This window comes from Pseudomonas sp. LS2P72 (assembly GCF_054897865.1).
In genome coordinates this window covers 364,990-390,682 of sequence record NZ_CM142708.1, presented here as the reverse complement: position 1 = coordinate 390,682, position 25,693 = coordinate 364,990, and the positions used below count along the sequence as shown (strand labels likewise).

General features: G+C 60.2%; 23 protein-coding genes and 3 pseudogenes. 22 read left to right on the top strand and 4 right to left on the bottom strand.

Annotated features, from left to right (window positions below; all coding sequences use genetic code 11):
* Positions 1 to 40: 40 nt before the first annotated feature.
* From ACYZUA_RS01735 to ACYZUA_RS01685, 11 genes are all read left to right on the top strand, one after another.
* On the top strand, positions 41 to 2,197 hold the full coding sequence (locus ACYZUA_RS01735) for a type I secretion system permease/ATPase (protein ID WP_461961842.1): 2,157 nt from the start codon (positions 41 to 43) through the stop codon (positions 2,195 to 2,197).
* Positions 2,187 to 3,554 carry an HlyD family type I secretion periplasmic adaptor subunit gene (locus tag ACYZUA_RS01730; RefSeq protein ID WP_461961841.1) on the top strand — a complete coding sequence of 456 codons (1,368 nt, stop codon included), beginning with the start codon at positions 2,187 to 2,189 and terminating at the stop codon, positions 3,552 to 3,554. Before ACYZUA_RS01735 ends, ACYZUA_RS01730 begins: the two co-directional genes overlap by 11 nt.
* Before the next feature lie 58 nt (positions 3,555 to 3,612).
* Positions 3,613 to 3,735 carry a hypothetical protein gene (locus tag ACYZUA_RS01725; RefSeq protein WP_461961840.1) on the top strand — a complete coding sequence of 41 codons (123 nt, stop codon included), beginning with the start codon at positions 3,613 to 3,615 and terminating at the stop codon, positions 3,733 to 3,735.
* Between the two features lie 123 nt (positions 3,736 to 3,858).
* On the top strand, positions 3,859 to 4,755 hold the full coding sequence (locus tag ACYZUA_RS01720; protein WP_461961839.1) for a TauD/TfdA dioxygenase family protein: 897 nt from the start codon (positions 3,859 to 3,861) through the stop codon (positions 4,753 to 4,755).
* Between the two features lie 18 nt (positions 4,756 to 4,773).
* Positions 4,774 to 5,799 (top strand): ABC transporter substrate-binding protein, encoded by a 1,026-nt coding sequence (locus ACYZUA_RS01715; RefSeq protein ID WP_461961838.1) that lies wholly within the window; start codon positions 4,774 to 4,776, stop codon positions 5,797 to 5,799.
* 5 nt (positions 5,800 to 5,804) lie between these two features.
* Entirely contained in the window at positions 5,805 to 6,665 is an 861-nt protein-coding gene (locus ACYZUA_RS01710) for an ABC transporter ATP-binding protein (protein ID WP_461961837.1), read from the top strand.
* 20 nt (positions 6,666 to 6,685) lie between these two features.
* Positions 6,686 to 7,552, top strand: a complete 867-nt coding sequence (locus tag ACYZUA_RS01705) for an ABC transporter permease (RefSeq protein WP_033058673.1) — start codon at positions 6,686 to 6,688, stop codon at positions 7,550 to 7,552.
* A gap of 200 nt (positions 7,553 to 7,752) precedes the next feature.
* Positions 7,753 to 8,673, top strand: a complete 921-nt coding sequence (locus ACYZUA_RS01700; RefSeq protein ID WP_461961836.1) for a LysR family transcriptional regulator — start codon at positions 7,753 to 7,755, stop codon at positions 8,671 to 8,673.
* Between the two features lie 219 nt (positions 8,674 to 8,892).
* On the top strand, positions 8,893 to 10,428 hold the full coding sequence (locus ACYZUA_RS01695; protein ID WP_461961835.1) for an MFS transporter: 1,536 nt from the start codon (positions 8,893 to 8,895) through the stop codon (positions 10,426 to 10,428).
* A 26-nt stretch (positions 10,429 to 10,454) separates the two neighbouring features.
* On the top strand, positions 10,455 to 11,525 hold the full coding sequence (locus ACYZUA_RS01690) for an HlyD family secretion protein (protein WP_461961834.1): 1,071 nt from the start codon (positions 10,455 to 10,457) through the stop codon (positions 11,523 to 11,525).
* Positions 11,522 to 13,108 carry an efflux transporter outer membrane subunit gene (locus tag ACYZUA_RS01685; RefSeq protein ID WP_461961833.1) on the top strand — a complete coding sequence of 529 codons (1,587 nt, stop codon included), beginning with the start codon at positions 11,522 to 11,524 and terminating at the stop codon, positions 13,106 to 13,108. The genes ACYZUA_RS01690 and ACYZUA_RS01685 overlap by 4 nt, the downstream gene beginning before the upstream one ends.
* Here ACYZUA_RS01685 and ACYZUA_RS01680 read toward each other — a convergent pair.
* Positions 13,089 to 13,489: pseudogene (locus tag ACYZUA_RS01680) on the bottom strand (NYN domain-containing protein). The gene ACYZUA_RS01685 and the pseudogene ACYZUA_RS01680 overlap by 20 nt on opposite strands.
* A gap of 256 nt (positions 13,490 to 13,745) precedes the next feature.
* Between ACYZUA_RS01680 and ACYZUA_RS01675 the strand changes: the two are divergent.
* Both ACYZUA_RS01675 and ACYZUA_RS01670 read left to right on the top strand, forming a co-directional pair.
* Positions 13,746 to 13,961 (top strand): annotated as a pseudogene (locus tag ACYZUA_RS01675) (efflux RND transporter periplasmic adaptor subunit); the annotation flags it as partial.
* A pseudogene (locus tag ACYZUA_RS01670) lies at positions 13,961 to 14,887 on the top strand (sulfotransferase family protein). The pseudogenes ACYZUA_RS01675 and ACYZUA_RS01670, both read left to right, overlap by 1 nt.
* A gap of 86 nt (positions 14,888 to 14,973) precedes the next feature.
* On the opposite strand, the gene ACYZUA_RS01665 reads toward ACYZUA_RS01670, so the two are convergent.
* The 3 genes from ACYZUA_RS01665 to ACYZUA_RS01655 form a co-directional block, all read right to left on the bottom strand.
* Positions 14,974 to 15,357: a DUF6124 family protein gene (locus ACYZUA_RS01665; RefSeq protein WP_461961832.1), complete on the bottom strand. Its 384-nt coding sequence runs from the start codon at positions 15,355 to 15,357 to the stop codon at positions 14,974 to 14,976.
* A gap of 365 nt (positions 15,358 to 15,722) precedes the next feature.
* Complete coding sequence (locus ACYZUA_RS01660; protein WP_461961831.1) at positions 15,723 to 16,481, bottom strand: slipin family protein; 759 nt, start codon at positions 16,479 to 16,481, stop codon at positions 15,723 to 15,725.
* Positions 16,482 to 16,483: 2 nt separating this feature from the next.
* Positions 16,484 to 17,014, bottom strand: coding sequence for an NfeD family protein (locus tag ACYZUA_RS01655; RefSeq protein ID WP_461961830.1), 531 nt, complete (start codon positions 17,012 to 17,014; stop codon positions 16,484 to 16,486).
* 241 nt (positions 17,015 to 17,255) lie between these two features.
* Between ACYZUA_RS01655 and ACYZUA_RS01650 the strand changes: the two genes are divergently transcribed.
* The 9 genes from ACYZUA_RS01650 (at position 17,256) to ACYZUA_RS01610 (ending at position 25,566) form a co-directional block, all read left to right on the top strand.
* The gene (locus ACYZUA_RS01650) at positions 17,256 to 17,717 is read left to right on the top strand and encodes an aminoacyl-tRNA deacylase (protein WP_461961829.1); all 462 of its coding nucleotides are present in this window, start codon (positions 17,256 to 17,258) and stop codon (positions 17,715 to 17,717) included.
* A 141-nt stretch (positions 17,718 to 17,858) separates the two neighbouring features.
* On the top strand, positions 17,859 to 18,104 hold the full coding sequence (locus ACYZUA_RS01645) for a DUF2789 domain-containing protein (protein ID WP_461961828.1): 246 nt from the start codon (positions 17,859 to 17,861) through the stop codon (positions 18,102 to 18,104).
* Between the two features lie 101 nt (positions 18,105 to 18,205).
* Positions 18,206 to 19,681 carry a Fic family protein gene (locus ACYZUA_RS01640; protein WP_461961827.1) on the top strand — a complete coding sequence of 492 codons (1,476 nt, stop codon included), beginning with the start codon at positions 18,206 to 18,208 and terminating at the stop codon, positions 19,679 to 19,681.
* Between the two features lie 131 nt (positions 19,682 to 19,812).
* Positions 19,813 to 20,241, top strand: a complete 429-nt coding sequence (locus ACYZUA_RS01635; RefSeq protein WP_046047267.1) for a MarR family winged helix-turn-helix transcriptional regulator — start codon at positions 19,813 to 19,815, stop codon at positions 20,239 to 20,241.
* On the top strand, positions 20,238 to 22,310 hold the full coding sequence (locus tag ACYZUA_RS01630) for an FUSC family protein (protein ID WP_461961826.1): 2,073 nt from the start codon (positions 20,238 to 20,240) through the stop codon (positions 22,308 to 22,310). The genes ACYZUA_RS01635 and ACYZUA_RS01630 overlap by 4 nt, the downstream gene beginning before the upstream one ends.
* Positions 22,307 to 22,516: a DUF1656 domain-containing protein gene (locus tag ACYZUA_RS01625; protein WP_033058629.1), complete on the top strand. Its 210-nt coding sequence runs from the start codon at positions 22,307 to 22,309 to the stop codon at positions 22,514 to 22,516. The genes ACYZUA_RS01630 and ACYZUA_RS01625 overlap by 4 nt, the downstream gene beginning before the upstream one ends.
* Positions 22,513 to 23,400, top strand: coding sequence for an efflux RND transporter periplasmic adaptor subunit (locus ACYZUA_RS01620; RefSeq protein ID WP_461961825.1), 888 nt, complete (start codon positions 22,513 to 22,515; stop codon positions 23,398 to 23,400). Before ACYZUA_RS01625 ends, ACYZUA_RS01620 begins: the two co-directional genes overlap by 4 nt.
* On the top strand, positions 23,397 to 24,845 hold the full coding sequence (locus tag ACYZUA_RS01615) for an efflux transporter outer membrane subunit (RefSeq protein WP_461961824.1): 1,449 nt from the start codon (positions 23,397 to 23,399) through the stop codon (positions 24,843 to 24,845). Before ACYZUA_RS01620 ends, ACYZUA_RS01615 begins: the two co-directional genes overlap by 4 nt.
* A gap of 82 nt (positions 24,846 to 24,927) precedes the next feature.
* The gene (locus ACYZUA_RS01610; protein ID WP_095127689.1) at positions 24,928 to 25,566 is read left to right on the top strand and encodes an NADH:ubiquinone oxidoreductase subunit N; all 639 of its coding nucleotides are present in this window, start codon (positions 24,928 to 24,930) and stop codon (positions 25,564 to 25,566) included.
* Positions 25,567 to 25,693: the final 127 nt, after the last annotated feature.

Here is a 25,693-nt window from a genome sequence, read left to right as displayed (position 1 = left end):
AACCTTCATTGTTCAATTGTTAGCCAAGAGTGTGCCGAGCGTGGAATCAGAAGTCAGTCGAGTTCAACTCATTCATGATCCACGCGCGCTGCACGACGATCCGTTACTGGACGGCTTGCTGGCTCTTTGCATCCTGCATCAGAAACCGGCCAGCGCCGCGATGTTGACCACCGGCCTGCCGTTGCCCAAGCAGCGCCTGAGCGTTGAACTGCTGCCCCGCGCGGCCGCTCGCGCCGGCCTGCAAGGGCGGGTGCTGGTGCGCAAACTGGAGCAGATCCCGGCGATTGCCCTGCCGGCGCTGCTGCTGCTCAAGGATGGTCGCAGTGCCGTCCTGCTTGGCTGGCAAGGTGAAGACCAGGCGCGCCTGCTGCTCAGCGAAAGCGATGGCGGCGAAAGTGTCGTCAGCCGCGAGCTGCTGGCCGATGACTACATCGGCAAAGTGTTCTTCGCCCAACCCCAGCACAAATTCGACGTCAATCACGGCACGCTGATCCCGCGCGCGCGCTCGTGGTTCCGCGACACCCTCAAGCGTTCGCGCTGGCTGTACGCCGACGCCATCGCCGCCAGTTTCCTGATCAACATCATTGCCATGGCCGCGCCGCTGTTCGTGATGAACGTCTACGACCGCGTCGTGCCGAACCAGGCAGAATCGACGCTGTGGGTGCTGGCCATCGGCATCACCGGGGCGTACCTGTTCGACCTGATCCTCAAGAGCCTGCGCAGCCTGTGCCTGGACCTGGCCGGGAAGAAAACCGACCTGATCATCTCGGCCACGTTGTTCGAGCGCATTGTCGGCATGGCCATGAAGTACCGCCCGGCGCGGGTCGGCAGCTTCGCGCAGAACATCCATGAGTTTCAGAGCCTGCGCGACTTCCTCGCCTCGCTGACCCTGACCAGTCTGATCGACCTGCCGTTTACGCTGCTGATCTTCATGGTCATCGCGATTCTCGGCGGGCATCTGGTGTGGATCCCGGTGCTGGCGTTCCCGATCGCCCTGCTGATCGGCTATGCCTTGCAGAAGCCGCTGGTGGCGACCATGGAACGAACCATGGCGCTGGGCGCCGAGCGTCAGTCGAGCCTGATCGAAACCCTCGCCGGCCTCGATGCAGTGAAGGTCAACAACGCCGAAAGCGAACGCCAGTACCAGTGGGAGCAGACCATCGGCACCCTCAGCCGCCTCGAGTTGCGGGTGAAAATGCTCTCCGGTCTGGCGATGAACATCACCTTGCTGATCCAGCAACTGGCCGGGGTGATCATGATCGTCTTCGGCGTGTACCAGATTATCGACGGTAACCTGAGCATGGGCGGTTTGATTGCCTGCTACATGCTCAGCGGTCGCGCGCTCAGCCCGCTGGCCTCGCTGTCTGGCCTGCTGACCCGTTACCAGCAAGCGCGGGTAACCATGACCTCGGTCGACCAGATGATGGAACTGCCGCAAGAGCGCAACTTCGAGGAGCGCCCACTGAGCCGCAAAGTGCTGCAAGGCGCCATCGAATGCCGGCAGATGAACTTCACCTACCCGAACCAACAGAACGCGGCGCTGAAGAACATCAACCTGATCATCAAGCCTGGCGAGAAGATCGGCATCATCGGGCGCAGCGGCTCGGGGAAAAGTTCCCTGGCCAAACTGCTCGTAGGCCTCTACCAGCCGGACGATGGCGCCCTGTTGGTGGATGGCGTCGATATCCGTCAGATCGACGTCAGCGAATTGCGCCACAACATTGGTTACGTGGCCCAGGACATTCAGCTGCTGGCCGGGACCCTGCGCGACAACCTCGTGTCGGGCGCGCGCTATGTCGAAGACGAAATGGTGCTGCAAGCGGCCGAACTGGCCGGCGTCCACGAATTCGCCCGTCTGCACCCGCAAGGTTATGAGCTGCAAGTCGGCGAGCGCGGGCAGAACCTGTCTGGCGGTCAGCGCCAGAACGTTGCCCTGGCCCGTGCGTTGTTGCTCAACCCGCCGATCCTGCTGCTCGACGAACCGACCAGCGCCATGGACAACACCGGCGAAGAACGCCTCAAGCAACGCCTCGCGGCGGTGGTTGAAAACAAGACCGTGGTGCTGGTAACGCACCGGGCTTCGCTGTTGTCGCTGGTGGATCGTCTGATCGTCATCGACCGTGGGCAGATTCTCGCCGACGGCCCGAAAGCCGCCGTGATGGAAGCGTTGAAGAAGGGGCAGATCAGTGTTGCTTAAGTCGGGTTTCAAGAATTCGATCGGCCGTTATTTCAAAGGCTCCGATTCGCTGCATGGCCAGCCACTTCCCGAGGTCAACAAAGCGCTGATCGAGGACGCCCCACGCGTGGTGCGGCTGACCATCTGGGCGATCATCGGTTTCTTCGTGTTCCTGATGCTCTGGGCCAACTTCGCCGTGATCGACGAAGTCACCAAGGGCGACGGCAAGGCGATTCCGTCGTCCAAGATCCAGAAAATCCAGAACCTTGAGGGCGGCATCGTCTCCGAGTTGTACGTGACCGAAGGGCAGATCGTTGAGGCCGGCGCGCCGCTGATTCGCCTGGACGACACGCGATTTGCCTCCAACGTCGGCGAAACCGAGGCTGATCGGCTGTCGATGCTGCTGCGAGTCGAACGCTTGAGCGCGGAAGTCGACGACCGTCCGCTGAACTTCCCGGCTGACGTGCTCAAGGCTGTTCCCACCCAGGCCGCCAGCGAAGAGTCGCTGTACATCAGCCGTCGTCAGCAGCTGCACGATGAAATTGGCGGTTTGGAGGAGCAGTTGATCCAGCGTCAGCAAGAGCTGCGCGAGTTCACCTCCAAACAGTCTCAGTACCGCAACGCGTTGTCGCTGCAACGCCAGGAAATCAACATGTCCGAGCCGTTGGTGGCCCAGGGCGCGGTATCACCGGTTGAAGTGCTGCGACTCAAGCGCGCCGAGGTTGAAACCCGCGGACAGCTGGACGCGACCACCCTGGCCATTCCTCGCGCCCAATCGGCGATCAAGGAAGTGCAACGCAAGATCGACGAGACTCGCGGCAAATTCCGCAGCGAAGCACTGACTCAACTCAATGAAGCACGCACTGATCTGAACAAGGCCCAGGCCACCGGCAAGGCGCTGGAAGACCGGGTCAGCCGGACGCTGGTGACCTCGCCGGTGCGCGGCATCGTCAACAAGTTGCTGGTGAACACCATTGGCGGCGTGATCCAGCCGGGTAGCGACCTGGTGGAAATCGTACCGCTGGACGACACCTTGCTGGTTGAGGCGAAAGTTCGCCCGCAAGACATCGCCTTCCTGCATCCGGGGCAGGAAGCGACGGTGAAGTTCACGGCGTATGACTACACCATTTATGGTGGGCTGAAGGCCAGGCTTGAGCAGATCGGTGCTGACACCATTACCGATGAAGACAAGAAAACCACTTACTACATCATCAAGCTGCGCACTGATCGCAGTCACCTGGGGACGGATGAAAAGCCGTTGCTGATCATCCCGGGGATGGTGGCTTCGGTGGACATCATCACGGGCAAGAAGACCGTTCTCAGCTACCTGCTCAAGCCGATTATTCGCGCCCGCGCCGAAGCTTTGCACGAGCGGTAGTTCTCCTGCGCGGCTGATGGCCTCATCGCGAGCAAGCTCGGCTCCTACAGGAGATCGCGTGGCCGACAAAATCCCTGTAGGAGCCGAGCTTGCTCGCGATGGCGGCATCAAAATCACTGCAACTCAAAAGCCATATCGTTATTCGCTAACGGTATTTAAATTTCAGTTCTTATATCTATAAAGTCATTCCCCTGCGTACCTGCCGACCAATCGGCGCGCCGCACGACACGAACCAACACGGGACCTCCGTGAGTTTCTTGATCGACGCGCGCGCCCTTGAGCGTGCCGTGCGTGGGAGTGATTTATGTCTGCAGCAATGGCTTCCCCAAGCGCCGCGAACATCGCGTCGCAAACCTTCGACATCCGCCCGTTCAGTGGCGCTGTCGGTGCCGAAATCATCGGCCTCGACCTGTCCCGCCCGATCAATGATCAGGACTTCGCCCGCATTCACCGCGCGCACCTGGATCATCACGTTGTGGTGTTCCGCGACCAGCGTATTACCCCCGAGCAGCACATCGCATTCAGCCGCCGTTTCGGCGTGTTGCAGATCCACGTGCTCAAGCAATTCCTGCTGGCCGGGCATCCGGAAATTCTCATCGTTTCCAACATCATCGAAAACGGCCAATCCATCGGCCTCGGCGACGCCGGCAAGTTCTGGCATTCCGACCTTTCCTATAAAGAACTGCCGAGCCTGGGCTCGATGCTGCACGCCCAGGAGTTGCCGTCCGAAGGCGGCGACACGCTCTTCGCCGACATGCACAAAGCCTGGGACAACCTGCCCGAAGCGCTGCGCAAAGCCGTCGAAGGCCGCTCGGCCGCGCACTCCTACACCGCGCGCTACAGCGAGACCAAATTCGAAGGCAACTGGCGCCCGACGCTGACGCCCGAGCAACTGGCGCAGGTCGCTGAAGTGGTTCACCCGATTGTTCGTACCCACCCGGAAAACGGCCGCAAGGCGTTGTTCGTCAGTGAGGGATTCACCACGCGCATCGTTGGTTTGCCGGAAGACGAAAGCAAGCAACTGCTCGACGAGCTCTACGCCCGCAGCGTGCTGCCGCAAAACATCTACCGCCATCAATGGCAGGCCCACGACCTGGTGTTCTGGGACAACCGTTCGCTGATTCATCTCGCCGCCGGATGCCCAAGCTACCTGCGCCGCAAGTTGTATCGCACCACCATCCAGGGCGACGCGCCTTTCTGATTTGTCGGAGAATCTCTCATGTCCAAACGTCTTCCATTTGCACCGCTGGCCGCGGCCATCGGCCTGGGTTTCAGCCTGATCGCCGGCAGCCTGGTGGCGCCGACCGTGGCCCACGCCGAAGGTGAAATCCGTATCGCCGAGCAGTTCGGCATCGTTTATCTGTTGCTCAATGTGGTGCGCGATCAAAACCTGATCGAGAAGTACGGCAAGCAGGAAGGCATCGACATCAAGGTCGACTGGACTCAGCTCTCCGGCGGGGCGGCAGTCAACGATGCGTTGCTCTCCGGTTCCATTGATATTGCCGGTGCGGGCGTCGGTCCGCTGCTGACCATCTGGGACCGCACCCGCGGCAAGCAGAACGTCAAAGCCGTCGCCTCCCTCGGCAACTTCCCGTACTACCTGGTGAGCAACAATCCCAAGGTCAAAACCATCGCTGACTTCACCGAGAAAGACCGCATCGCGGTGCCGGCGGTCGGGGTGTCGGTGCAGTCACGCATCCTGCAATACGCGGCCGCCAAGCAGTGGGGCGACAAGGAATTCAATCGCCTCGACAAGTACACCATCGCCGTTCCGCATCCCGACGCCACAGCGGCGCTGATTGCCGGCGGCACCGAGTTGACCGGGCACTTTTCCAACCCGCCGTTCCAGGATCAAGAGCTGGCCAACCCTAACGTTCACGTTGTGCTGAATTCCAATGACGTGCTCGGCCCGAACTCGCCGACGGTGCTGTTTGCCACCGAAAAATTCCGCGACGAGAACCCGAAAACCTATAAGGCGTTCGTCCAGGCACTGACTGAGGCGGCCGAGTTTGCCCAGAACGATAAAGGCGCGGCGGCGGACACGTACATCCGTGTCACCAAGGCCAAAATCGACCGTGCCGCGCTGCTGAAAATCATCGATAACCCGCAGTTCGAATTCAGCGTCACGCCGAAAAATACTTACCCGCTGGCCGAATTCCTCTACCGCGTCGGCGCGATCAAAAACAAACCGGACTCGTGGAAGGACTACTTCTTCCAGGACGCCAAACCGCTGCAAGGGAGCTGACCGAGATGAACGCCCCTTTGCAAGGCCACACGGTCAGCAAACCGATCGCGGCAGCCCAAGCGCTGCTGTCGGTCGACAACGTCAGTCTCGAATACCGCACGCCTCAGCGGGTGGTTCGAGCGACGCATCAGGTCAGTTTTGAAATCGATCCGGCGGACCGCTTTGTGCTGCTTGGTCCGTCCGGTTGTGGCAAATCAACGTTGCTCAAGGCGGTTGCCGGGTTCATTCAGCCGTGTGAAGGCGAGATTCGTCTTCAGGGGCAAACCGTTCATGCCCCGGGGCCGGACCGGATCGTGGTGTTCCAGGAATTCGATCAACTGCCGCCGTGGAAAACCGTCAAACAAAACGTGATGTTTCCGCTGCTTGCCTCGAAAACCCTGAAGCGCAAAGAAGCCGAGGAACGAGCGCTGCACTATCTGGACAAGGTTGGTCTGGCGGCGTTTGCCGATGCCTACCCGCATACCTTGTCCGGCGGCATGAAAGCACGGGTGGCGATTGCTCGGGCGTTGGCCATGCAGCCGAAAATCCTCTTGATGGACGAACCCTTCGCCGCCCTCGACGCGCTGACTCGCCGCAAGATGCAGGAAGAATTGCTGCTGCTCTGGGAAGAGGTGCGCTTCACGCTGCTGTTCGTCACGCACTCCATCGAAGAAGCGCTGGTGGTGGGCAATCGAATCCTGCTGCTGTCGCCGCATCCGGGGCGAGTGCGGGCGGAAGTTCACAGCCATCAATACGACTTGCACAGCCTCGGCGGCGTGGCTTTTCAGGAGTCGGCGCGGCGCATTCATCGGTTGTTGTTCGATGAAGGTCAGTCCGCGCAAACCGAGCGTGAGCTGGATTTCTCCGACATCCGCATCGCTTATTGAGCCATTGAGAGGAGTGCCCGATGAGCCTTTTATCATCCCCGCGTGAAGAATTTGAAACGGTGTTGCAACCGCTGACGAGTGTGCCGCTGGAGCGTGAATTACCGCTCGGTCAGCGCCTGTGGCAACAAGGCTGGTTACGCAAAAGCCTGATCCTGATTTTGCTCGCGGTCCTGTGGGAGGTGGTTGCCCGTGTTCAGAACAACGACCTGCTGCTGCCGAGTTTTCTGCAAACCGGGAGCGCGCTGTACGACGGTCTGCTCAGTGGCGAGTTGCTGGGCAAGGTATGGATTTCCCTGGTGGTGTTGCTCAAGGGTTACCTGATCGGCATCGTTCTGGCGTTTGCCCTGACCACGCTGGCGGTGTCGACGCAGTTTGGCCGCGACCTGTTGAGTACGTTGACCTCGATGTTCAACCCTCTACCGGCCATCGCGCTGTTGCCGTTGGCGCTGCTGTGGTTCGGTCTGGGGCAGAACAGCCTCATTTTTGTGTTGGTGCATTCGGTGCTCTGGGCGCTGGCCTTGAACACCTATGCCGGGTTCCTCGGTGTCTCGGAAACCCTGCGCATGGCCGGGCGCAATTACGGCCTCAAAGGCATGCGCTTCGTGCTGTTCATCCTGATCCCGGCAGCACTGCCATCGATTCTCGCCGGGCTGAAAATCGGCTGGGCCTTCGCCTGGCGCACGCTGATCGCCGCTGAATTGGTGTTCGGCGCCACCAGTGGCAAGGGCGGCTTGGGCTGGTACATCTTCCAGAACCGCAATGAGCTGTACACCGACAAGGTGTTTGCCGGGTTGGCGGTAGTGATCCTGATCGGCTTGCTGGTGGAAAACCTGGTGTTCAGCACGCTGGAGCGGGTCACGGTGAAGCGGTGGGGGATGCAGCGGTAAGATTTGTGGTGACAGGTCTGGCCCCATCGCGAGCAGGCTCACTCCCACAGTGATCTTCAGTGGATGCAGACCCTGTATTCGACACATAACCCTGTGGGAGCGAGCCTGCTCGCGATGGGGCCAGACCTGCCACCGTATGGTTCGGGGATGTTTGCTAGCATTGCGTCTGAATCAATCCAGATCAGGCACGAGTGCTCAACATGCAACTACCGGACATGAACTTGTTGGTCGCCCTCGACGCTTTGCTCGACGAGGGCAGTGTGGTGGGCGCCGCGCGGCGCATGAACCTCAGCCCGGCGGCGATGAGCCGGACGCTGACGCGCATTCGCGAGGCCCTCGGCGATCCGATCCTGGTGCGCGCCGGTCGCGGTTTGGTGCCGACACCCAAGGCGCTGGCGTTGCGCGAGCAGGTGCGTGACGTAGTGGAGCAGGCCGCGCTGTTGTTTCGTTCGGCCGATGCGGTGGAGCTGGGCACGTTGCGCCGTCGGTTCAGCATTCGCGCCAATGACTTTTTCGTCGGTGTTTACGGCGGAAAGCTGTTCGACACCCTGGACCGTCAGGCGCCGCACTGCGAACTGCGTTATGTGCCGGAAGGCGATGGCGATGATGAGGCGCTGCGCGAAGGGCGGATCGACCTGAGCATCAGCAATACCCGGCCGTTGACCCCGGAGGTGAAGATTCAGAATCTGTTCTCTACCCACTTTGTGGGGCTGGTTCGCGAAGACCATCCGCTGTTCGACGAAGAGATCACGGCCGAGCGTTTCGCTGGGTTTTCCCATATCAGCATGTCGCGTCGTGGCATCGCCCGTGGCCCGATCGATACTGCGCTAAACGCCTTGGGGCTGGAGCGGCGGGTGGCGGTGATTGCACCAAGCTTCCACGCGGCGATGTTTGCCTTGCCTGATTCCGATTTGATTCTGCCGGTGCCCAAGGAGGCATTGCTGAGCGTCCAGCGCCTGGGTCTGAAGCTGCGTTCCTTCACCCTGCCGATTCCGCTGCCGACCCTTATGCTGACCCAGTCCTGGCACCCACGTTTCGACAAAGACCCAGCGCACCGCTGGCTGCGCGAAACCCTCAAAACCTGCTGCGACGAAACGTGGCTGGCCGCACAACCGATCTGAATTTGAACGCTGTCCCCTGTGGGAGCGAGCCTGCTCGCGATAGGGCCATCACATTCAACATAGATGTTGACTGATCCACCGCTATCGCAAGCAGGCTCGCTCCCACAGGGGGGTTGCATTGCTGCGTCCAGCGCACTTATAAGCTGCCAATAAGTCAATTTTCGTAAGGTCCCGCGCTTCTTAAAATGCTTCGGTATTCAAACCCCGGAGCTTGCAGTCATGACTTCCCTCACGGTCACGGCACCTCTCGCCGCGGCCAGCCCGGCTGCCGTCACGCCACCGGTCTTTGGTCCGCGGATCATCATCGGCCTGGTGGGTGTGTTGTTGGCGGTGCTGGTGTCGGGCCTGAACGAGATGGTGACCAAGGTTGCCCTCGCCGACATCCGCGGCGCATTGGCCATCGGGTACGACGAAGGCACCTGGCTGGTCGCCAGTTACACCGCGACCTCGGTGGCGGCCATGGCTTTTGCGCCGTGGTGCTCGGTGACGTTCTCGCTGCGACGGTTCATCCTCTGCGCCATCAGCGCATTCACCCTGTTGGGCGTGTTGTGCCCGTTCGCGCCAAACTACGAAAGCCTGCTGGTCATGCGCACCTTGCAAGGCTTGGCGGGCGGCGCGTTGCCGCCGATGCTGATGACCGTCGCGCTGCGCTTTTTGCCGGCCAACGTGAAGCTTTATGGTCTGGCCGGTTATGCCCTGACCGCGACGTTCGGCCCAGGCCTCGGCACGCCACTGGCCGGGTTGTGGACCGAACACGTAGGATGGCAGTGGACCTTCTGGCAAATCATCGCACCGTGCCTGATCGCCATGGTCGCGGTGGCGTATGGCTTGCCCCAGGACCCGTTGCGCCTCGAGCGCTTCAAGCAATTCAATTGGCGCGGCTTTCTGCTGGGGTTTCCGGCGATCTGCATGCTGGTGATCGGCATTTTGCAAGGCAATCGGCTGGACTGGTTCGAGTCGAGCCTGATCTGCGGATTGCTCGGTGGTGGGTCGCTGCTGTTGGTGTTGTTCCTGATCAACGAATGGTCGCAACCGATTCCGTTTTTCAAGATGCAGATGCTCGGCATCCGCAACCTGTCGTTCGCCTTGCTGACCCTGGCCGGGGTGCTGGTGGTGTTGTTGGCGGTGATCATTATTCCGTCCAGCTACCTGGCGCAGGTGCAGGGTTATCGCCCGGTTCAGACCGCGCCGATCATGTTGCTGGCAGCGTTGCCGCAGTTGATCGCGCTGCCGTTGGTGGCGGCGTTGTGCAACCTGCGTTGGGTCGATTGCCGCTGGGTGCTGGGGATCGGCCTGAGCATGCTGGCGCTGTCCTGCATCGGTGGGTCGCAGCTGACGTCGGTGTGGATTCGCGACGACTTCTACGTGCTGCAATGGCTGCAAATCTTCGGTCAGCCGATGGCGGTGTTGCCGTTGTTGATGCTCTCCACCGGCAGCATCAGCCCGATGGACGGGCCCTTCGCTTCGGCCTGGTTCAACACCGTAAAAGGCCTGGCGGCGGTGATCGGCACCGGTGTGCTGGAGGCGTTGACCACCTCAAGGCTGCATTTCCACTCGATGATGCTGGTGGACAGCCTCGGCAACTCACCCCTGATCGACAGCGACAGCGCGGGCCTTGCCCACCGACTGCATGAGCAGGCCGTGGTGCTGACGGCATCGGACCTTTATTTGTGCATGGCTGGCGTCGCGCTGGCGCTGATCCTGCTGATCTTCTGGCTGCCGACGCGGATCTATCCGCCGCGCGCGCCGACTTGAATGCTTCACTGAAACAGAAGGTTTTTATGACGACTCAATCAAAGCAAAAAGTAGCCGTTGGCGTCGCCGCGGTGATGGCGCTCGGTGTGCTGGTGTATTGGCTGGCGCCCGGCCTGTTCGGCAAGCGCACGCAGCAGAACACCAATGACGCCTTTGTCTCGGCGGACTTCACGCTGGTGGTGCCACGCGTGGCCGGGTTCATCAAGGAAGTGCTGGTGGAGGACAACCAGCAGGTCAAGGCCGGGCAGTTGCTGGCGTTGATTGATGACCGGGATTTGCGCGCCGCCGCCCAAGCGGCAGACGCTGAAACCCTGGTGGCCAGGGCGCAACTGCAAAATGCCCGTGCGACCCTTGAACGTCAGGCTTCGGTGATCGCTCAGGCACAGGCCACGGTCGTGTCGGCCAAGGCTGAAATGGCCTTCGCCGAGCATGAGCTGAATCGCTACAACCATCTCGCCGGAGTGGGCGCCGGCACGGTGCAGAACGCCCAACAAGCGCGGACCCGCATCGATCAGGCCACCGCGCGGCTGGCTAACGTGACGGCGATGCTGGCGGCGGAGCGCAAGCAGGTGGAAATCCTCACCGCTCAGCGTGACGCGGCTGAAGGCGGGCTGAAACGGGCGCAAGCGGCGCTGGAAATGGCCAGCTACGAGCTGTCCTACACCCGCATCGTTGCACCTCAGGACGGAATGGTCGGCGAGCGCGCCGTTCGGGTCGGTGCCTATGTCACGCCGGGGAGCAAAATCCTCGCGGTGGTGCCGCTTGCGCAGGCCTATGTGGTCGCCAATTTTCAGGAGACCCAACTGACCGACGTGCAGCCGGGGCAGGACGTGCAAGTGCGTGTCGACAGCCTCGGCGGCGAGGCCCTGAGCGGTCGCGTCGAGAGCATCGCACCGGCCACGGGTGTGACGTTCGCCTCGGTCAAGCCGGACAACGCCACTGGCAACTTCACCAAGGTGGTGCAACGGATTCCGGTGAAAATCGTGCTTGATCCGGGCCAGCCGTTGGCCGAGCGGTTGCGCGTGGGGATGTCGGTTGAGGCGAGTATTGATACTGCAAGCGCCAGCGCCGATGAGCATGAGGTCGCGCAACGATGAAGATTTTTGTCGATTATGCTGACGCCTTCGCGAGCAGGCTCGCTCCCACATTGGATCTAGGCAATGCACAGATTCATGGAGCAGAAAAAGATCCCCTGTGGGAGCGAGCCTGCTCGCGAAGAGGCCGTCAGCCTCAACTGACCTTTTGCGCCTTGCTGATCATGAGCCTCTCAGCCTGCACCGTCGGCCCAGACTTTCAAAAGCCTCAGGCACCGCAAATCGCTGAGTGGTCGACACCATCCAGATCCGCCGCCAGCCAAGCCGTCGCCGAAACCATGGACGAACGCTGGTGGGAGGTGTTCCACGACCCGAAACTCTCGACCCTGACTCAACGGGCACTGACCGACAACCTCGACCTGAAACTCGCCAGCAGCCGTTTGCAGCAAAGCCGCGCTGTGCGTCAAGTGATGACCGCAGACCGTTACCCGAATACCGCCGTCACTGGCAGTTACGGGCGAAAACGCAACAGCGGCGAAGGCCTGAACGATCCGTCAGGACACAACGGTGACTCGGCGTACAACCTGTGGGATGCAGGCTTCTCCGCGTCCTGGGAACTGGATTTCTGGGGCCGTGTGCGCCGTGAAACCGAAGCCGCCGACGCCACCCTGGAAGTCGCTGAAAACGACCGACGCGGCGTGCTGCTGTCGGTGCTCGCCGAAACCTCCCACGACTACATTCAGCTGCGCGGTGTGCAAAGTACGCGCGCCGTCACCGAGGAGAACCTCGACGTCGCCCGCCACAGCCTGAAACTCTCGCAACTGCGCCTGGCCGACGGTGTCGCCACCGACCTGGATGTCGCCGAAGCCGCCGCCCAGGTAGCGGCCATCGAATCGCGTCTGCCCGCGCTGGAGCAGCGCCACTCGCAACTGATCAACGCCTTGAGCCTGTTGATGGGCGAGCCGCCGCAAGCGCTGTCTGCCGAGTTATCCACAGACGCCCCGGTGCCGCAAACCCCGCGTCAGGTCGCTATCGGCCTGCCGTCGCAACTGGCCGAACGCCGCCCGGACATCCGTCAGGCCGAAGCCCGCCTGCATGCCGCAACCGCGAGCATCGGTGTGGCCAAGGGCGATTTCTATCCGCGGATCACCCTGTCGGGCAACATTGGATCGCAAGCCATGCAGCTCAGCGACTTCGGCTCCTGGGGCTCGCGCTCGTTCGGTATCGGCCCGCAATTCAGCCTTCCGCTGTTTGACGGCGGACGCTTGCGCGGCGTGCTGCACTTGCGCGAAGCCCAACAACAGGAAGCCGGCATCGCCTACCAGCAAACCGTGCTGCGCGCCTGGCATGAAATCGACGATCAACTGACGGCCTACAACGCCAGCCAACTGCGTCGCGACAGCCTTGCCGAAGCCGTCAGGCAGAACCAGATCGCCCTGCGCACGGCGCAACAGCAATACGTGGAAGGGGTGGTGGATTTCGTCAACGTGCTGACCGTGCAAGGCGCGTTGCTGGCGACTCAGGAGCAGTTTGTGGAGAGTTCGACCGGGGTTTCGTTGGCGATGGTTGGTTTGTATAAGGCGCTGGGTGGGGGATGGGAGTCGGTGTATCCGTTGGCTAGCGTCGTTACCAGTAATCCGGTTTGATGGCAGGCGTTTTACGGGTAGGCACGCGTTCCGGGAACTGGTGTGACTGCAACTCTTCTGCGGAGATGACTCGACGCATCCAATGGGAATGTTCCTTTAGCGAACCTGGTGAAGGACAGTTCAATTCAGCTCGATGAGGAAGAATGACCCCGATAGTTATGTCAGGAAAATCTTCGCGAATAGCTTTAAGGGCTGGAGTCATGTCTGTGTCGCTGGAAACCAGTACGAGTTGTTCAATACGGTCATGCACTTCAAGAGCGGCTTGCTTGGTAGCAGTGCGGTACATGCTGATCGCGATGTGAGGTTGAGCCACTTATAGGGAGTGCCCGCGAGCAACCCGTAAAACAGATTGTAGCCATCAACAAAAAAAGCGGTGCGCACTAACTTAATCCTCAAAAACGAAAAAACCGGCCTAGGCCGGTTTCTTCACCCCAACTGCCAGAGAACTGAATCTCTGCGTACGGGGTTGAGTTGGAGCAATCCTAAGTCGTGCTCGCCACGCACGTCAACCACCGATTGACCAGGAGCTGCACGACGGCATGCACTCCAGCGCCGGATTTCTATCCAAGGACATCTATCTGCTTGACGCCCACCCACGCTGTCATAGACTCCGCTCATCCGTCAGGGAGATACGGTTATGCGACTTGTTCGTGTGTGGGTTATTGGATTGACCTTTGTATCGTGTGTTGTACAGGCGCAAACGTCTGCGCCCGATGAACCACTGCTGGACAGCAGCGGCAGTGCAAATGCCAGCAGTGAGGCCCGTGGCGTGCTGCGTGCCCGGGATCAAGCGGTGCTGGCGAGTGAGTTGTCCGGGCGTATTGTCGAGTTGCCGTTCAGTGAGGGTGAGTCGTGCAATGGCGCGTCGATTGGTGCTGGTTAGGTGACACCCGGTTGCATCAGCCATTTTTCGCGATGCCGTGGAAGAGGCGCTGCGATTGCCGTTCAATCAGGCGTTTCGCCGGGAAACGCCATTGTCGACCCTTGTTGACTGGCAAATGTGCAGTCCCGGTTTGGCCCCAAGCGCGTTCATTTTTCACGCGTCTCGTTGCGGCTCGACCCCCATCAGCCAAATGCTTGCGCAACTCGATAACCACATCGTGATCAGCGAAGCACCGCCGCTGGATGTGCTATTGCGCAGCGACTTGCCCGCCGTCGAGCGTCGCGCGGCCATCGAAGGGTTGCTGTCGGCCTACGGACAGCGTCGGCTCGGTGCCGAGCAACGTTTGGTGATCAAACTCGATGCCTGGAACATCGGTGAACTGCCGTTGCTGCGTGAGTGTTTTGTCGAAACACCGTGGCTGTTTCTTTATCGCGACCCGCTGGAAATTGCCGTTTCACATCTACGCCGTCCGGGCATGCACATGGTGCCGGGGATGATCGGCGCGAGTGTGCTGGATGACGACTTGCCGTTTGCTGGCCGAGAGGACTTCATCGCACGGCGGTTGGGGCGGTTGCTGCAAGCAGGGTTGGCGCAATGCCGGGCGTTTGGCGGGTTGGCGGTGAATTACAGCGAATTGCCCAAGGCTATGGCCAAGCGGTTGGCTGATTTTTTTTGGGTTGGATGACGTGCAGCGTGAGCAAGTGTTTGCGGCGGTGGGGCAGCATGCCAAACGGCCTTCTGACGTGTTTGTCGGGGACAGCGAAGCCTCGGTGCTGTTGCGTGAACGGGTGGAGTGTTGGGCGCGAGCGCCTTATGACGCGCTAGTTGCTGAGTCATGTATCGACGGCACTGCCGCCATCGCGAGCAGGCTCGCTCCCACAGTTGATCTTCGGTGAACACAAGATATGTGTACGACTGATATCCAAATGTGGGAGCGAGCCTGCTCGCGATGGCGGTAGTCAATTCACCACAAACCTACCGGCTAAACCTTGACCCGAGCCTGCATGATCTCCGACTCCTCCCAATGGTCCAGCGCTCGCTCTACAAGCAACTGCACGCCATCGGCCATGCGGCTGAGCGCCAGGGCTACCGAGCGCCGTGTCCCGTCCACATCGTCTGCCAGATTGGCAGCGATGGCGCTGATGGACAGCAGGTCTTCGGAGGCGTTGGCCAGAAGGGTTTCGGTGTTGACCTCGGGGGCGACGGTGAAGAGGTTGCCTTTGCGGTGCCTGGGCGGCTTTTCGGAGGTCGGGGGGAAGTAGTGGGCGAAGGCGCGGTCGGCGGCTTCTTTGAGTTTTTCGGTTTCGAGAGAATCTTGGGAATCGGTTCCAGAGTTCTCTGGAGGATTAGGCGTTATTTTGAACATGGGATACTCGCTTTTGATTGCAATGAGGCTGACCTGATGTTCGCTTGCACGCGAAAATTAGGGTGGCAGCTATGTGCGGGGTGCAAGACCGAGTAAAGCCTAATCCCAAAAAACCTCGGCAGACCCGAAGGTCTCCCGCACACAGCCGCCATAAAGCGATTACAGCAGGCATAGAGATGCCTGATGACTAGCCAGAAGCAGTGTTGGGAAGTGCTTTTACCCGGACTTGCACGTCCGTGTCACCGTTTATTCAGTGACAAAGCCAGACTAGACCTGGGTTCGGACCGGAACAAGTTCACCAACACCGCTACAACTTGAAGGAAATCTCCGATGGGATTACCGGACGTTGGTGTCTGTAGGAAAGGTCAGGGCTTGGACGACAAATCCGCCATCCCCTTGAGCAACTCGATCGGCAGCGGAAAGACAATGGTCGAACTCTTGTCCCCGGCAATCGAACTCAACGTCTGCATATACCGCAGCTGCATGGCCCCAGGCTGGCGCCCGAGCATCTCTGCGGCCTGCATGAGTTTTTCCGAAGCCTGCAATTCGCCTTCGGCGTGAATCACCTTGGCCCGCCGTTCCCGTTCGGCTTCAGCCTGTTTGGCGATGGCGCGGATCATCGACTCGTTGAGGTCCACGTGCTTGATCTCGACGTTGGCGACCTTGATCCCCCACGCATCGGTCTGGGCGTCGAGCACTTGCTGGATGTCGATGTTCAACCGCTCACGCTCGGCCAGCAGCTCATCGAGTTCATGTTTACCGAGCACCGCCCGCAACGTGGTCTGCGCCAATTGGCTGGTGGCCATGAGAAAGTCTTCAACCTGAATAATCGCTTTCTGCGGATCGAGGACGCGGAAATACAGCACCGCGTTGACCTTGACCGAAACGTTGTCGCGGGTGATCACGTCTTGTGGCGGCACGTCGAGGACCACGGTGCGCAAGTCGACGCGAACCATTTGCTGCACCACCGGAATCAGCAGGATCAGGCCAGGGCCTTTGACCTGCCAGAAACGCCCGAGCTGGAACACCACCCCGCGCTCGTATTCACGCAGGATGCGAAAGGTCGACCCCGCCAGTGCAATCAGCAGTAACAGCAGCGCGGCAAAACCCAGTTGCAAGCCCATGGTTATTCTCCACCCGGCGCCGCGTCAGCCGCGGCCACTTCCAGCAATAATCCCTTGCGTGCCACCACCCGCACCCTTTGCCCGGGTTGCAGCGGCGTGGCGCTGAGCACTTGCCACTTTTCTCCTTGCAGGTGCACCCAACCGTTGTAGGCATTGCCGGTCAGCGACATCACCTGGGTCACGCTGCCCACCAGTCCCGCATCGCCACTGACGTTTTCGCGCGGTCGGGTTTTCAGGGCGTGGATCAGCAGGAAAATCAGCAACAGGGCACTGATCAGTCCCAGGCCGATCATCAACGGAACCGGCACCTCGGTGTTGGTCAGAATCACCGCACCGATCACGAACATCACAATGCCGCCCAGACCGATCACGCCGTAATTGGGCAAGGCCGCCTCAGCGATCAGAAACGCAATGCCAAACGTGATCAACCAGATCCCGATGGGGTTGGGCACCAGCAGGACGACGGAGTCCGCCGCGAATACCGATCCGCTCAAGGCCAACAGCAGCGCAACTGCACAACAACGAGTGTTCACGTGACCCTCCCTGTAGGAGCGAGCCTGCTCGCGAAGAACCTGAGAGCACCGTGCCGATTCAGGCGATCCGCGTTACTTACAGTCTAGCCGAGCTCTGAATTGTACGAATTTTGATCAGTTGTTGACGTTGTTCCGGCGGGCAGATTTCCCGCGCGATTACGCCAGCGGGCCTAGACTTTTAGTGGAGAGAAAAGGTTTAACCATTGTCCGCGAAACGCTATTGCGGACTCCGAGGTGCATCATGCGTATGGCAAGAACTGTGCAGGAAAGCCTCAATAAGGCTCACTGCGAATTTGACGTCGTCACCCATCCGCACTCGGCCAGCAGCCTTGAAACGGCGCGGGTCGCGGGCATTCCTGCCGAACGGGTGGCCAAATCGGTGATCCTCGACGACCACCACGGTCATTTCCTGATGGCTGTGCTGCCGGCGAGTCGTCACCTGGACCTGAGCAAAGTACGCGGCAGTGGCGAATGGCAGATCACCCGGGAAAGCACCCTGGCGCATCTGTTTCAGGATTGCGAACGCGGCGCGGTGCCTGCGTTGGGCGAATCCTATGGCATGGACATGGTCATCGACCCACTGCTGACCCGGCAAAAAGACATCTACCTGGAGGCTGGTAACCACAACAACCTGGTGCACATGAGCGTGCCGGAATTCCTGAAAATGGTGCCGCATGCTGAAGTGTGCGAGTTGAGTCAGTAGTTTTTGCGGCGTCAGTGGCGCCGTCATCGCGGGCAAGCCTTGCTCCTACAGGATTACGCGGACCCCTGTAGGAGCAAGGCTTGCCCGCGATTGACTGCGAAGCAGTCACCCTCCATTTCAAGCATTACAAAGGAGCCCGACATGGAATCCCCAACCCACAGCCTCCCCAACCTGTTCAAACAACTCGGCCTGCCTGACGACGCCGAAAGCATCGATAAATTCATCGCCACCCATTCACCGCTCAAACCCGAATTGCACCTGGCGGATGCGTTCTTCTGGAGCAAGAGCCAGGCGGAGCTACTGCGTGAGGAAATTCTGGATGACGCCGATTGGGCGGAGGTAGTGGATCAGCTGGATGTGCTGCTGCGGAAAGGGCGGGGGGTGTAAAAAAATCTGAGTGAAAATGGCGAAATGTAAAAAAAACTGGTGAGCGGTAAAAAAATCTGGGCTTTAATCGCCCAAGTGAATTTTTTCTGTGGACGCTCGCCATGCCTGTTGTTGGATACGCCTACCTCCGTGATGCGCTTCGCCTTAAAGCTTTCGTACCCAAACGCGCTGCGATGATCAAGCCAGTCACTCGTATCACATTGATCGGTGATTGCTTGGCCGTTCCCCAGTCAGTCGCACCTGCTCAGGGCTTGATGCTTGAGCATATTCTCTTTGCCCTCAAGCACGAAGGCGTCAACCTCTGCATCCTTGCCCAGGCGCTTGAAGCTGTTTCTGCTGAGCAACTGCTGGAGGAGTTGGCCAAATCCCCGAATGGCGTGTTCATCCGCAAAGCCTGCTTCTTGTGGGAGAGCTTCACCGGGCAACAACTTGAGTATTCGATGCCGGTTCGGGGGAGTGTTGTTCCACTATTTGATCCCAAACGCTATGTAACCGGCCCAGCCCTGCGCAATAGCCGCTGGCGCGTTGATTTTAACGGCTTGGGTTCGATGCACTACTGCGCCACCGTAGAACGAACTCCTGAACTCGAAGCCTTGCTCAGTCTCGACATTCTCGGCCGGGCTAAAGCCTTTATGGCGACATTACCGCCCGAAATGATGGACCGCGCCATCAACTGGGCTTACCTGCACGAAACCCGTGATTCCTTCGCCATCGAGAAAGAAGAACCCAGCGAAGAAAAATCTCGCCGCTTTGTTCAACTGCTGCGCCAGGCCCATGAAGGGCGCGAGTTGAGTGAAGACTATCTGGTCGAATTGCAGAACAGCACGGTTTCCAATCCTTTCGACAAAGCTGTCCTGTTTCGCCACGAACAGAATCATCTGCATAACGGTTTGCGTGGCGCCGCTGGCGTCAGCTATGTCCCGCCTGCACCGGACCTGTGTCGTGAACTGATGGAAGAGTTGATGAACTTCGCCAATCAGTCTTCAAGGCAAGTCGACCCACTGGTGGCGGCTGCTGTGACTGCTTTCGGATTTGTCTTCCTTCACCCGTTCACGGATGGCAATGGCAGACTTTCACGTTTCTTGATTCATCAGACCCTTTGCCACTCCGGAGCCTTGGAAAATGGGTTGCTCCTGCCCGTCTCGGTGGCCATGAAACACGAAGAAGCGAACTACCTGGAAGCGCTGAAGGACTACTCAAAGCCTGCTCGTGATTTTTGGAATGTCACTTGGCTGGACGCTGATCAGATGGTTTTCGAGTTCATCGGCAACCCGTCCATTTATCGGTTCTGGGACGCTACCCGCTGCGTCGAATTCACATTGCAGATGGCGCGACGTGCGCTAGAGATCGAACTGCGTGAGGAAACGGAATTTCTGGATCGTTACGACCGTGTAGTCAAAGCGGTAAATCAGCGTTTCGATGTTCGCGGCAGCGATTTGTCGAAGCTGGTGATGATGTGCCTGGACAACGACGGCAAGGTCTCGAAGCACCGACGCAAGCAGTTTCAGTACAGCGTGCCGGAGGAGGTTTTAGATTTTATTGAGGGAGAAGCGGGAAGATTGTTGAGTGATGTCTAAGGGGCAAGCATTCGTCTGATCATTGAATTGTTACAAAACTTGACCAACTTTCCCCTCCAATGCCATATTGATAGTTAGCAAACTAACAGTGTGTGTTTCCCCTCGTGCCGAAAAACCTCGACGCTCTCCAGATGAACATCAGCAGCTCCATGGTGGTGGCCGCCAGGCATTGGCGGAAGATCTGCCAGACCACGCTGGTCAACTATGGAATCTCCGAAGCCTGCGCCGTTCCGTTGTTGATGATCGGGCGTTTGGGCGAGGGTGTGCGGCAGGTGACGGTGGCGCAGGCGGCCGGGATGGAGAGCCCGTCCCTGGTGCGTCTGCTGGATCAGTTGTGTCATGCCGGTTACGTCTGCCGTACCGAAGACGCCCATGACCGGCGCGCCAAATGCCTGAGCCTGACTGAGACGGGTCGTGAGTTGGTGCAAGCCGTCGAAGTCGAGCTGGTGCGCTTGCGCCATGAAGTGCTCGAAGGGATCGATCAGAGTGATCTGGAAGCGGCGTTGCGGGTACTGAGGGCTTTTGAATCAGCCAATCATCTACCGGTGATAAACCCTTGAGCGGATTTTTTACCGGTATGCCCCCGGCGCGGGACTGGTTCTACGGAATGCGGACGTTTGCGGCGTCGATGATCGCGCTGTACATCGCCATGCTCATGCAAATGCCCCGGCCGTATTGGGCGATGGCCACGGTCTACATCGTTTCCAGTCCGTTTGTCGGCCCTACCAGTTCCAAGGCGCTGTACCGCGCTGTCGGCACCCTTCTCGGTGCCGCCGCTGCGGTTTTTTTCGTGCCGATGTTTGTCCAGAGCCCCTACGTGCTGGTGGTGGTCATCGCGCTGTGGACCGGGATTCTGTTGTTTCTGTCGCTGCACCTGCGCACGGCCAACAGTTACGCCCTGATGCTCGCCGGGTACACCTTGCCGCTGATCGCTCTGCCGGTGGTGGATAACCCGTTGGGGGTGTGGGACGTGGCCGAAGCGCGGACGGAAGAAATCTTCCTCGGCATCGCCGTGGCGGCGGTGGTCGGCGCCATGTTCTGGCCCCGGCGGCTGGCGCCGGTGTTCAGCGATTCAGTGAACAAATGGTTTGCCGATGCCTCGACTTACAGCCTGCGTTTCCTCAGCCGCAACGTGCAGCCCGACGAAGTCAGCGCGCTGCGCTCCTCGATGGTCGCGACCTTCAACACGCTGGAATTGATGATCGGTCAGTTGCCCCACGAAGGCGCGCGGCCGCAAACGGTGCGCAACACCAAGGAATTGCGCGGGCGAATGATTCATTTGCTGCCGGTGATTGATGCCCTCGATGACGCGCTGCATGCCCTTGAGCGGCGCACGCCCGAGCTTGTGGATAAGTTCACGCCGCTGCTGGTCGCGACCACCGAATGGCTCGGCCACAAAGACGCCGACCTCGAGCGCTGGCAAGCGCTGAAAGACCAACTGGAAGCGCTGCAACCGTCCGCCGAAGCGCTGGATGATCGCAAGCAGCTGCTGTTCTCCAATGCCCTGTATCGCCTCGGCGAGTGGATCGATCTGTGGCAGGACTGTCGCAGCCTGCAGTACGCCATTCAGTGCGAAAGCCAGGACAGCTGGCGCGCGGTGTATCGGCACTGGCGGCTGGGTCGGCTGTCGCCGTTTCTCGACCGTGGGCTGATGCTCTATTCGGCGGCGTCCACGGTCACGGCCATCATTGTCGCTTCGGTGCTGTGGATTCTGCTCGGCTGGACCGACGGTGGCGCCGCGGTGATTCTGGCAGCGGTGGCGTGCAGCTTTTTCGCCTCGATGGACGACCCGGCACCGCAGATCTACCGGTTCTTTTTCTGGACGGCGATGTCGGTGTTGTTCGCCAGTCTTTATCTGTTTCTGGTTCTGCCCAACCTGCATGACTTCCCGATGCTGGTGCTGGCGTTTGCCGTGCCGTTCATTTGCATCGGCACCCTGACGGTCAAGCCGCAGTTCTATCTGGGCATGCTGCTGACCCTCGTCAACACCTCGTCCTTCATCAGCATTCAAGGCGCCTACGACGCGGATTTCCTCAGTTTCGCCAACTCCAACCTGGCCGGCCCCGTGGGCTTGTTGTTCGCCTTCGTCTGGACCCTGATCGCCCGGCCGTTCGGCTCCGAACTGGCGGCCAAGCGCCTGACTCGTTTCAGCTGGCGCGACATTGTCAGCCTGACCGAACCGGCGACGTTGTCTGAGCACCGGCACTTGGGTGTGCAGATGCTCGATCGTCTGATGCAACATTTGCCGCGCCTGGCCATGACCGGCCAGGACACCGGCATCGCCCTGCGGGAAGTGCGCGTGGCGCTGAACCTGCTGGATTTGCTCGCCTATACACCGCGAGTCCTCGGCGCACCGCAAGTGCTGCTGCACCAGGTGGTGGCCGAGGTCGGCGAGTACTTCAAAGCCTGCCTCAAGGCTGGCGAACGTTTGCCGGCGCCGAGTCCATTGTTGATGACCCTGGACCGCACCCGCCGTGCCCTCAACACGGAGTGCGATGAAGGTGCGCGTCTGCATCTGCTGCATGCCTTGAGCGGTCTGCGTCTGTCGCTGCTGCCAGGGGTGGAATTCGTCGGCAATGGCGAACTCGAAGAACCGCTCCCCCATGGCATCGATGGAGCGCCTTTATGATCGGTGACCTGGACATCAGCGGGGTGTTTCTGCCCACGCTGCTGGTGCTGATGGGCATTACGTACGTGTTGTTCCTGCTGGTGCACGGGTTGCTGACGCGTCTGCACTTTTACCGTCTGGTCTGGCACCGGGCATTGTTTAACGTGGCTCTCTACGCTGTGCTGCTCGGCGCCGTGGACTCACTCAGTCGATACCTGATGACATGAAAAAACCTTTTTTGACCCTCGGTCGCGTGGTGCTGACCCTGCTGATCGTGACCTTCGCCGTTGTCGTGGTCTGGCGCATGGTGATGTATTACATGTTCGCGCCCTGGACCCGGGACGGCCACATCCGTGCCGACATCGTGCAGATCGCGCCGGACGTGTCCGGGCTGATCCAGCGAGTCGACGTGCGGGACAACCAATTAGTGAAGCGCGGCCAGGTGTTGTTCAGCATTGATCAGGACCGTTTCAAACTGGCCCTGCGCCAGGCCAAGGCGGCGGTCGCCGACCGTCAGGAAACCCTGGCTCAGGCGCAACGCGAAGCCAAGCGTAACCGTGGCCTCGGCAATCTGGTGCCGGGCGAGCAACTGGAAGAGAGCCAGTCCCGGGTGGCCCGCGCCGAAGTGGCGCTGATGGACGCTCAGGTGGCGGTGGACAGCGCTCAGCTCAACCTTGACCGCTCGACCATCCGCAGCCCGGTGGATGGCTACGTCAACGACCGTGCGCCGCGTAACCAGGAATTCGTCACCGCCGGGCGTCCGGTGTTGTCGGTGGTGGACAGCAATTCATTCCACATCGACGGTTATTTTGAAGAAACCAAACTGGACGGCATTCATGTCGGCCAGAGCGTCGATATTCGGGTGGTCGGCGACCGCGCTCGCTTGCGCGGGCATGTGGAAAGCATCGTCGCCGGCATCGAAGACCGCGACCGCAGCAGCGGCAGCAACTTGCTGCCCAACGTCAACCCGGCGTTCAGTTGGGTGCGACTGGCCCAGCGGATTCCGGTGCGGATCGCCTTCGACGACGTGCCGGCGGATTTCCGCATGATCGCCGGGCGTACCGCCACGGTGTCGATCATTGACGATCAAACCCAGGAGCCCGCGAAATGAGCAGGGCCTCGGGTTTGGCTATCGCCGGGTTAGGCCTGTTGCTGTCGGCCTGTCAGGTGGTCGGGCCGGATTATCACGTGCCGGACGAGGCCGCCGTACACCGTGAAGACTTGCAGGGCGACTTGGCGGTAAACGGCAAAAACGTCGTCTCGGCACCGGTGCCCAGCGATTGGTGGCGCTTGTATCAGGATCCGCGCCTCGATCAATTGGTCCAGCAGGCCATGGCCTCCAACACCGATTTGCGCGTGGCGGCGGCGAACCTCTCCCGGGCGCGCGCGCAGGTCGATGAAGCTCAAGCGGCCGGTGGCTGGAGCGGCGGGGTGAAGATGGGCGCCCAGCGTTTGCAGGAGTCCGGCGAAGCATTCCTGCTGCCGGAGAAAGTGCCAGTGGCCAACGTCGGCGATATTGGCATTACCACCTCGTATCAGTTCGATTTGTTCGGCACGTTGCAGCGCGGCATCGAAGCGGCCAAGGCCAATGCTGATGCGACTCAAGCGGCGGCGGATACTGCGCGGATTACCTTGGTGGCCGATGTGGTTCGCGCCTACACACAAGTCTGCGCGGCCAATGAAGAGCAGGAAATCGCCCAGCATTCCCTCGACTTGCAAGCCCAGAGCACCACGCTGATCCAGCGTCTTCGCGACGCCGGGCGTGGCGATGAAACCCAGGTCACCCGCTCGCAAACCCAATTCAAATCCTTGCGCGCCGACATGCCGCGTTATGAGGCGGCACGTCAGGCCGGGTTGTTCCGGTTGTCGATGCTGTTGGCCAAACCTGTGGATCAACTGCCAGCCGGCACCGACCGCTGCGCGGAGCTGCCAAAGATTGCGCAATTGTTACCGGTGGGTGACGGCGCCACCTTGCTCAAACGCCGTCCCGATGTGCGGCAGGCCGAGCGACGATTGGCTGCGTCGACCGCCGGCATCGGCATCGCCACCGGCGAGTTGTACCCGGACATCAGCATCGGCGCGACCGTCGGTACCGTCGGCATCCTGGAAAACCTCGGCAAACCGGCGACCAATCGCTGGGGCTTCGGGCCGTTGCTGACCTGGACCGTGCCGTCCAACGGCTCCCGGGCGCGAATCCGCGAAGCCGAAGCCGCCACCCAAGGCGCGCTGGCACATTTCGATGGCGTGGTGCTCAACGCCATCCGCGAGACCCAGACCGGCCTGGCCCAGTACTCCGCGTTGCTGCAGCGGCGCGACGCGCTAGCCGACGCCGAACAATCGGCGCAACTGGCGACAGACCAGACTCATCGCTTCTTCCAGGCCGGCCGCGCGTCGTTCCTCGCGGACTTGCAAGCGACCCGCACCTACACCGACGTGCGGGCGCAACTGGCTTCCGCCAGCACGCAGGTTGCCATGAGCCAGATCGATTTGTTCCTGGCCTTGGGTGGCGGCTGGGAAAGCGGACGAACGCAAGGCACGAACTCCGGCAAACCCTGAGGCCGTTGCTATGCTTTGAGTTGATGAGGTCGCGCGTCGAACTCATCAATCAAGGCTCGCGTTGGTCATGGGGATTCCAATAATGAAAAACCCTTATGCTCCCGGCTTCTGGTGCGCTATTGCGGCATTGGTGTTGCTATCGGCCACTTATTTCTACGGCATCATGCTGGCCCACCAGATCGACAAGGCACTGGTGTTCCTCGACAGCGCCGCGGCATTGATTGCCGTAATGGCAATCGTGGTGGTGGCCTGGGCGTCGGTCCAGGGTCAGCGCATCAAGAAAAGACAGCTCGAACAAGGCAAGACCCTGGTGCTGATCTGGGACACCAAGGTCGCGCTGCGCCGTGTCGAAACGGTGTTCGATCGGTATTTCTGGGGCAGTTACTGGCAACCGGGGCGTACGTTCCAGGAAGTCATGGGCGAACTCACCGGCACACCGCTGGAAAAAAGCCTCGAAACCCTGAAAAAACAATGCCAGGCGCTGGACAAGCAAGTGTCCGAGGACGGCTGGCACTGGCTCAGTAACGCCCGTGAACTCTCCGATGTCGCCACCGCCATGGCCCGCGAACGTTATCAACTGGACTTCTGCGACCCGCGCTCGGAATCCCCCAGCGGCACGGCGGTGATCAATCGCGACTTCGAAGTGCTGGTCTATACATGGACCGCACGGCTGAAGAGCTTTGATCATCAGCTGGATGAGATCGAAACGCAGTATTCCTGATTTGTGTTTGCAGGACTGACGCCATCGCGAGCAAGCTCGGTTCCTACAGGGTTATGTGTCGATCACAGGACCTTGTAGGAGCCGAGCTTGCTCGCGATGGCGATTTCATATCCGCCGAAACTCTCAA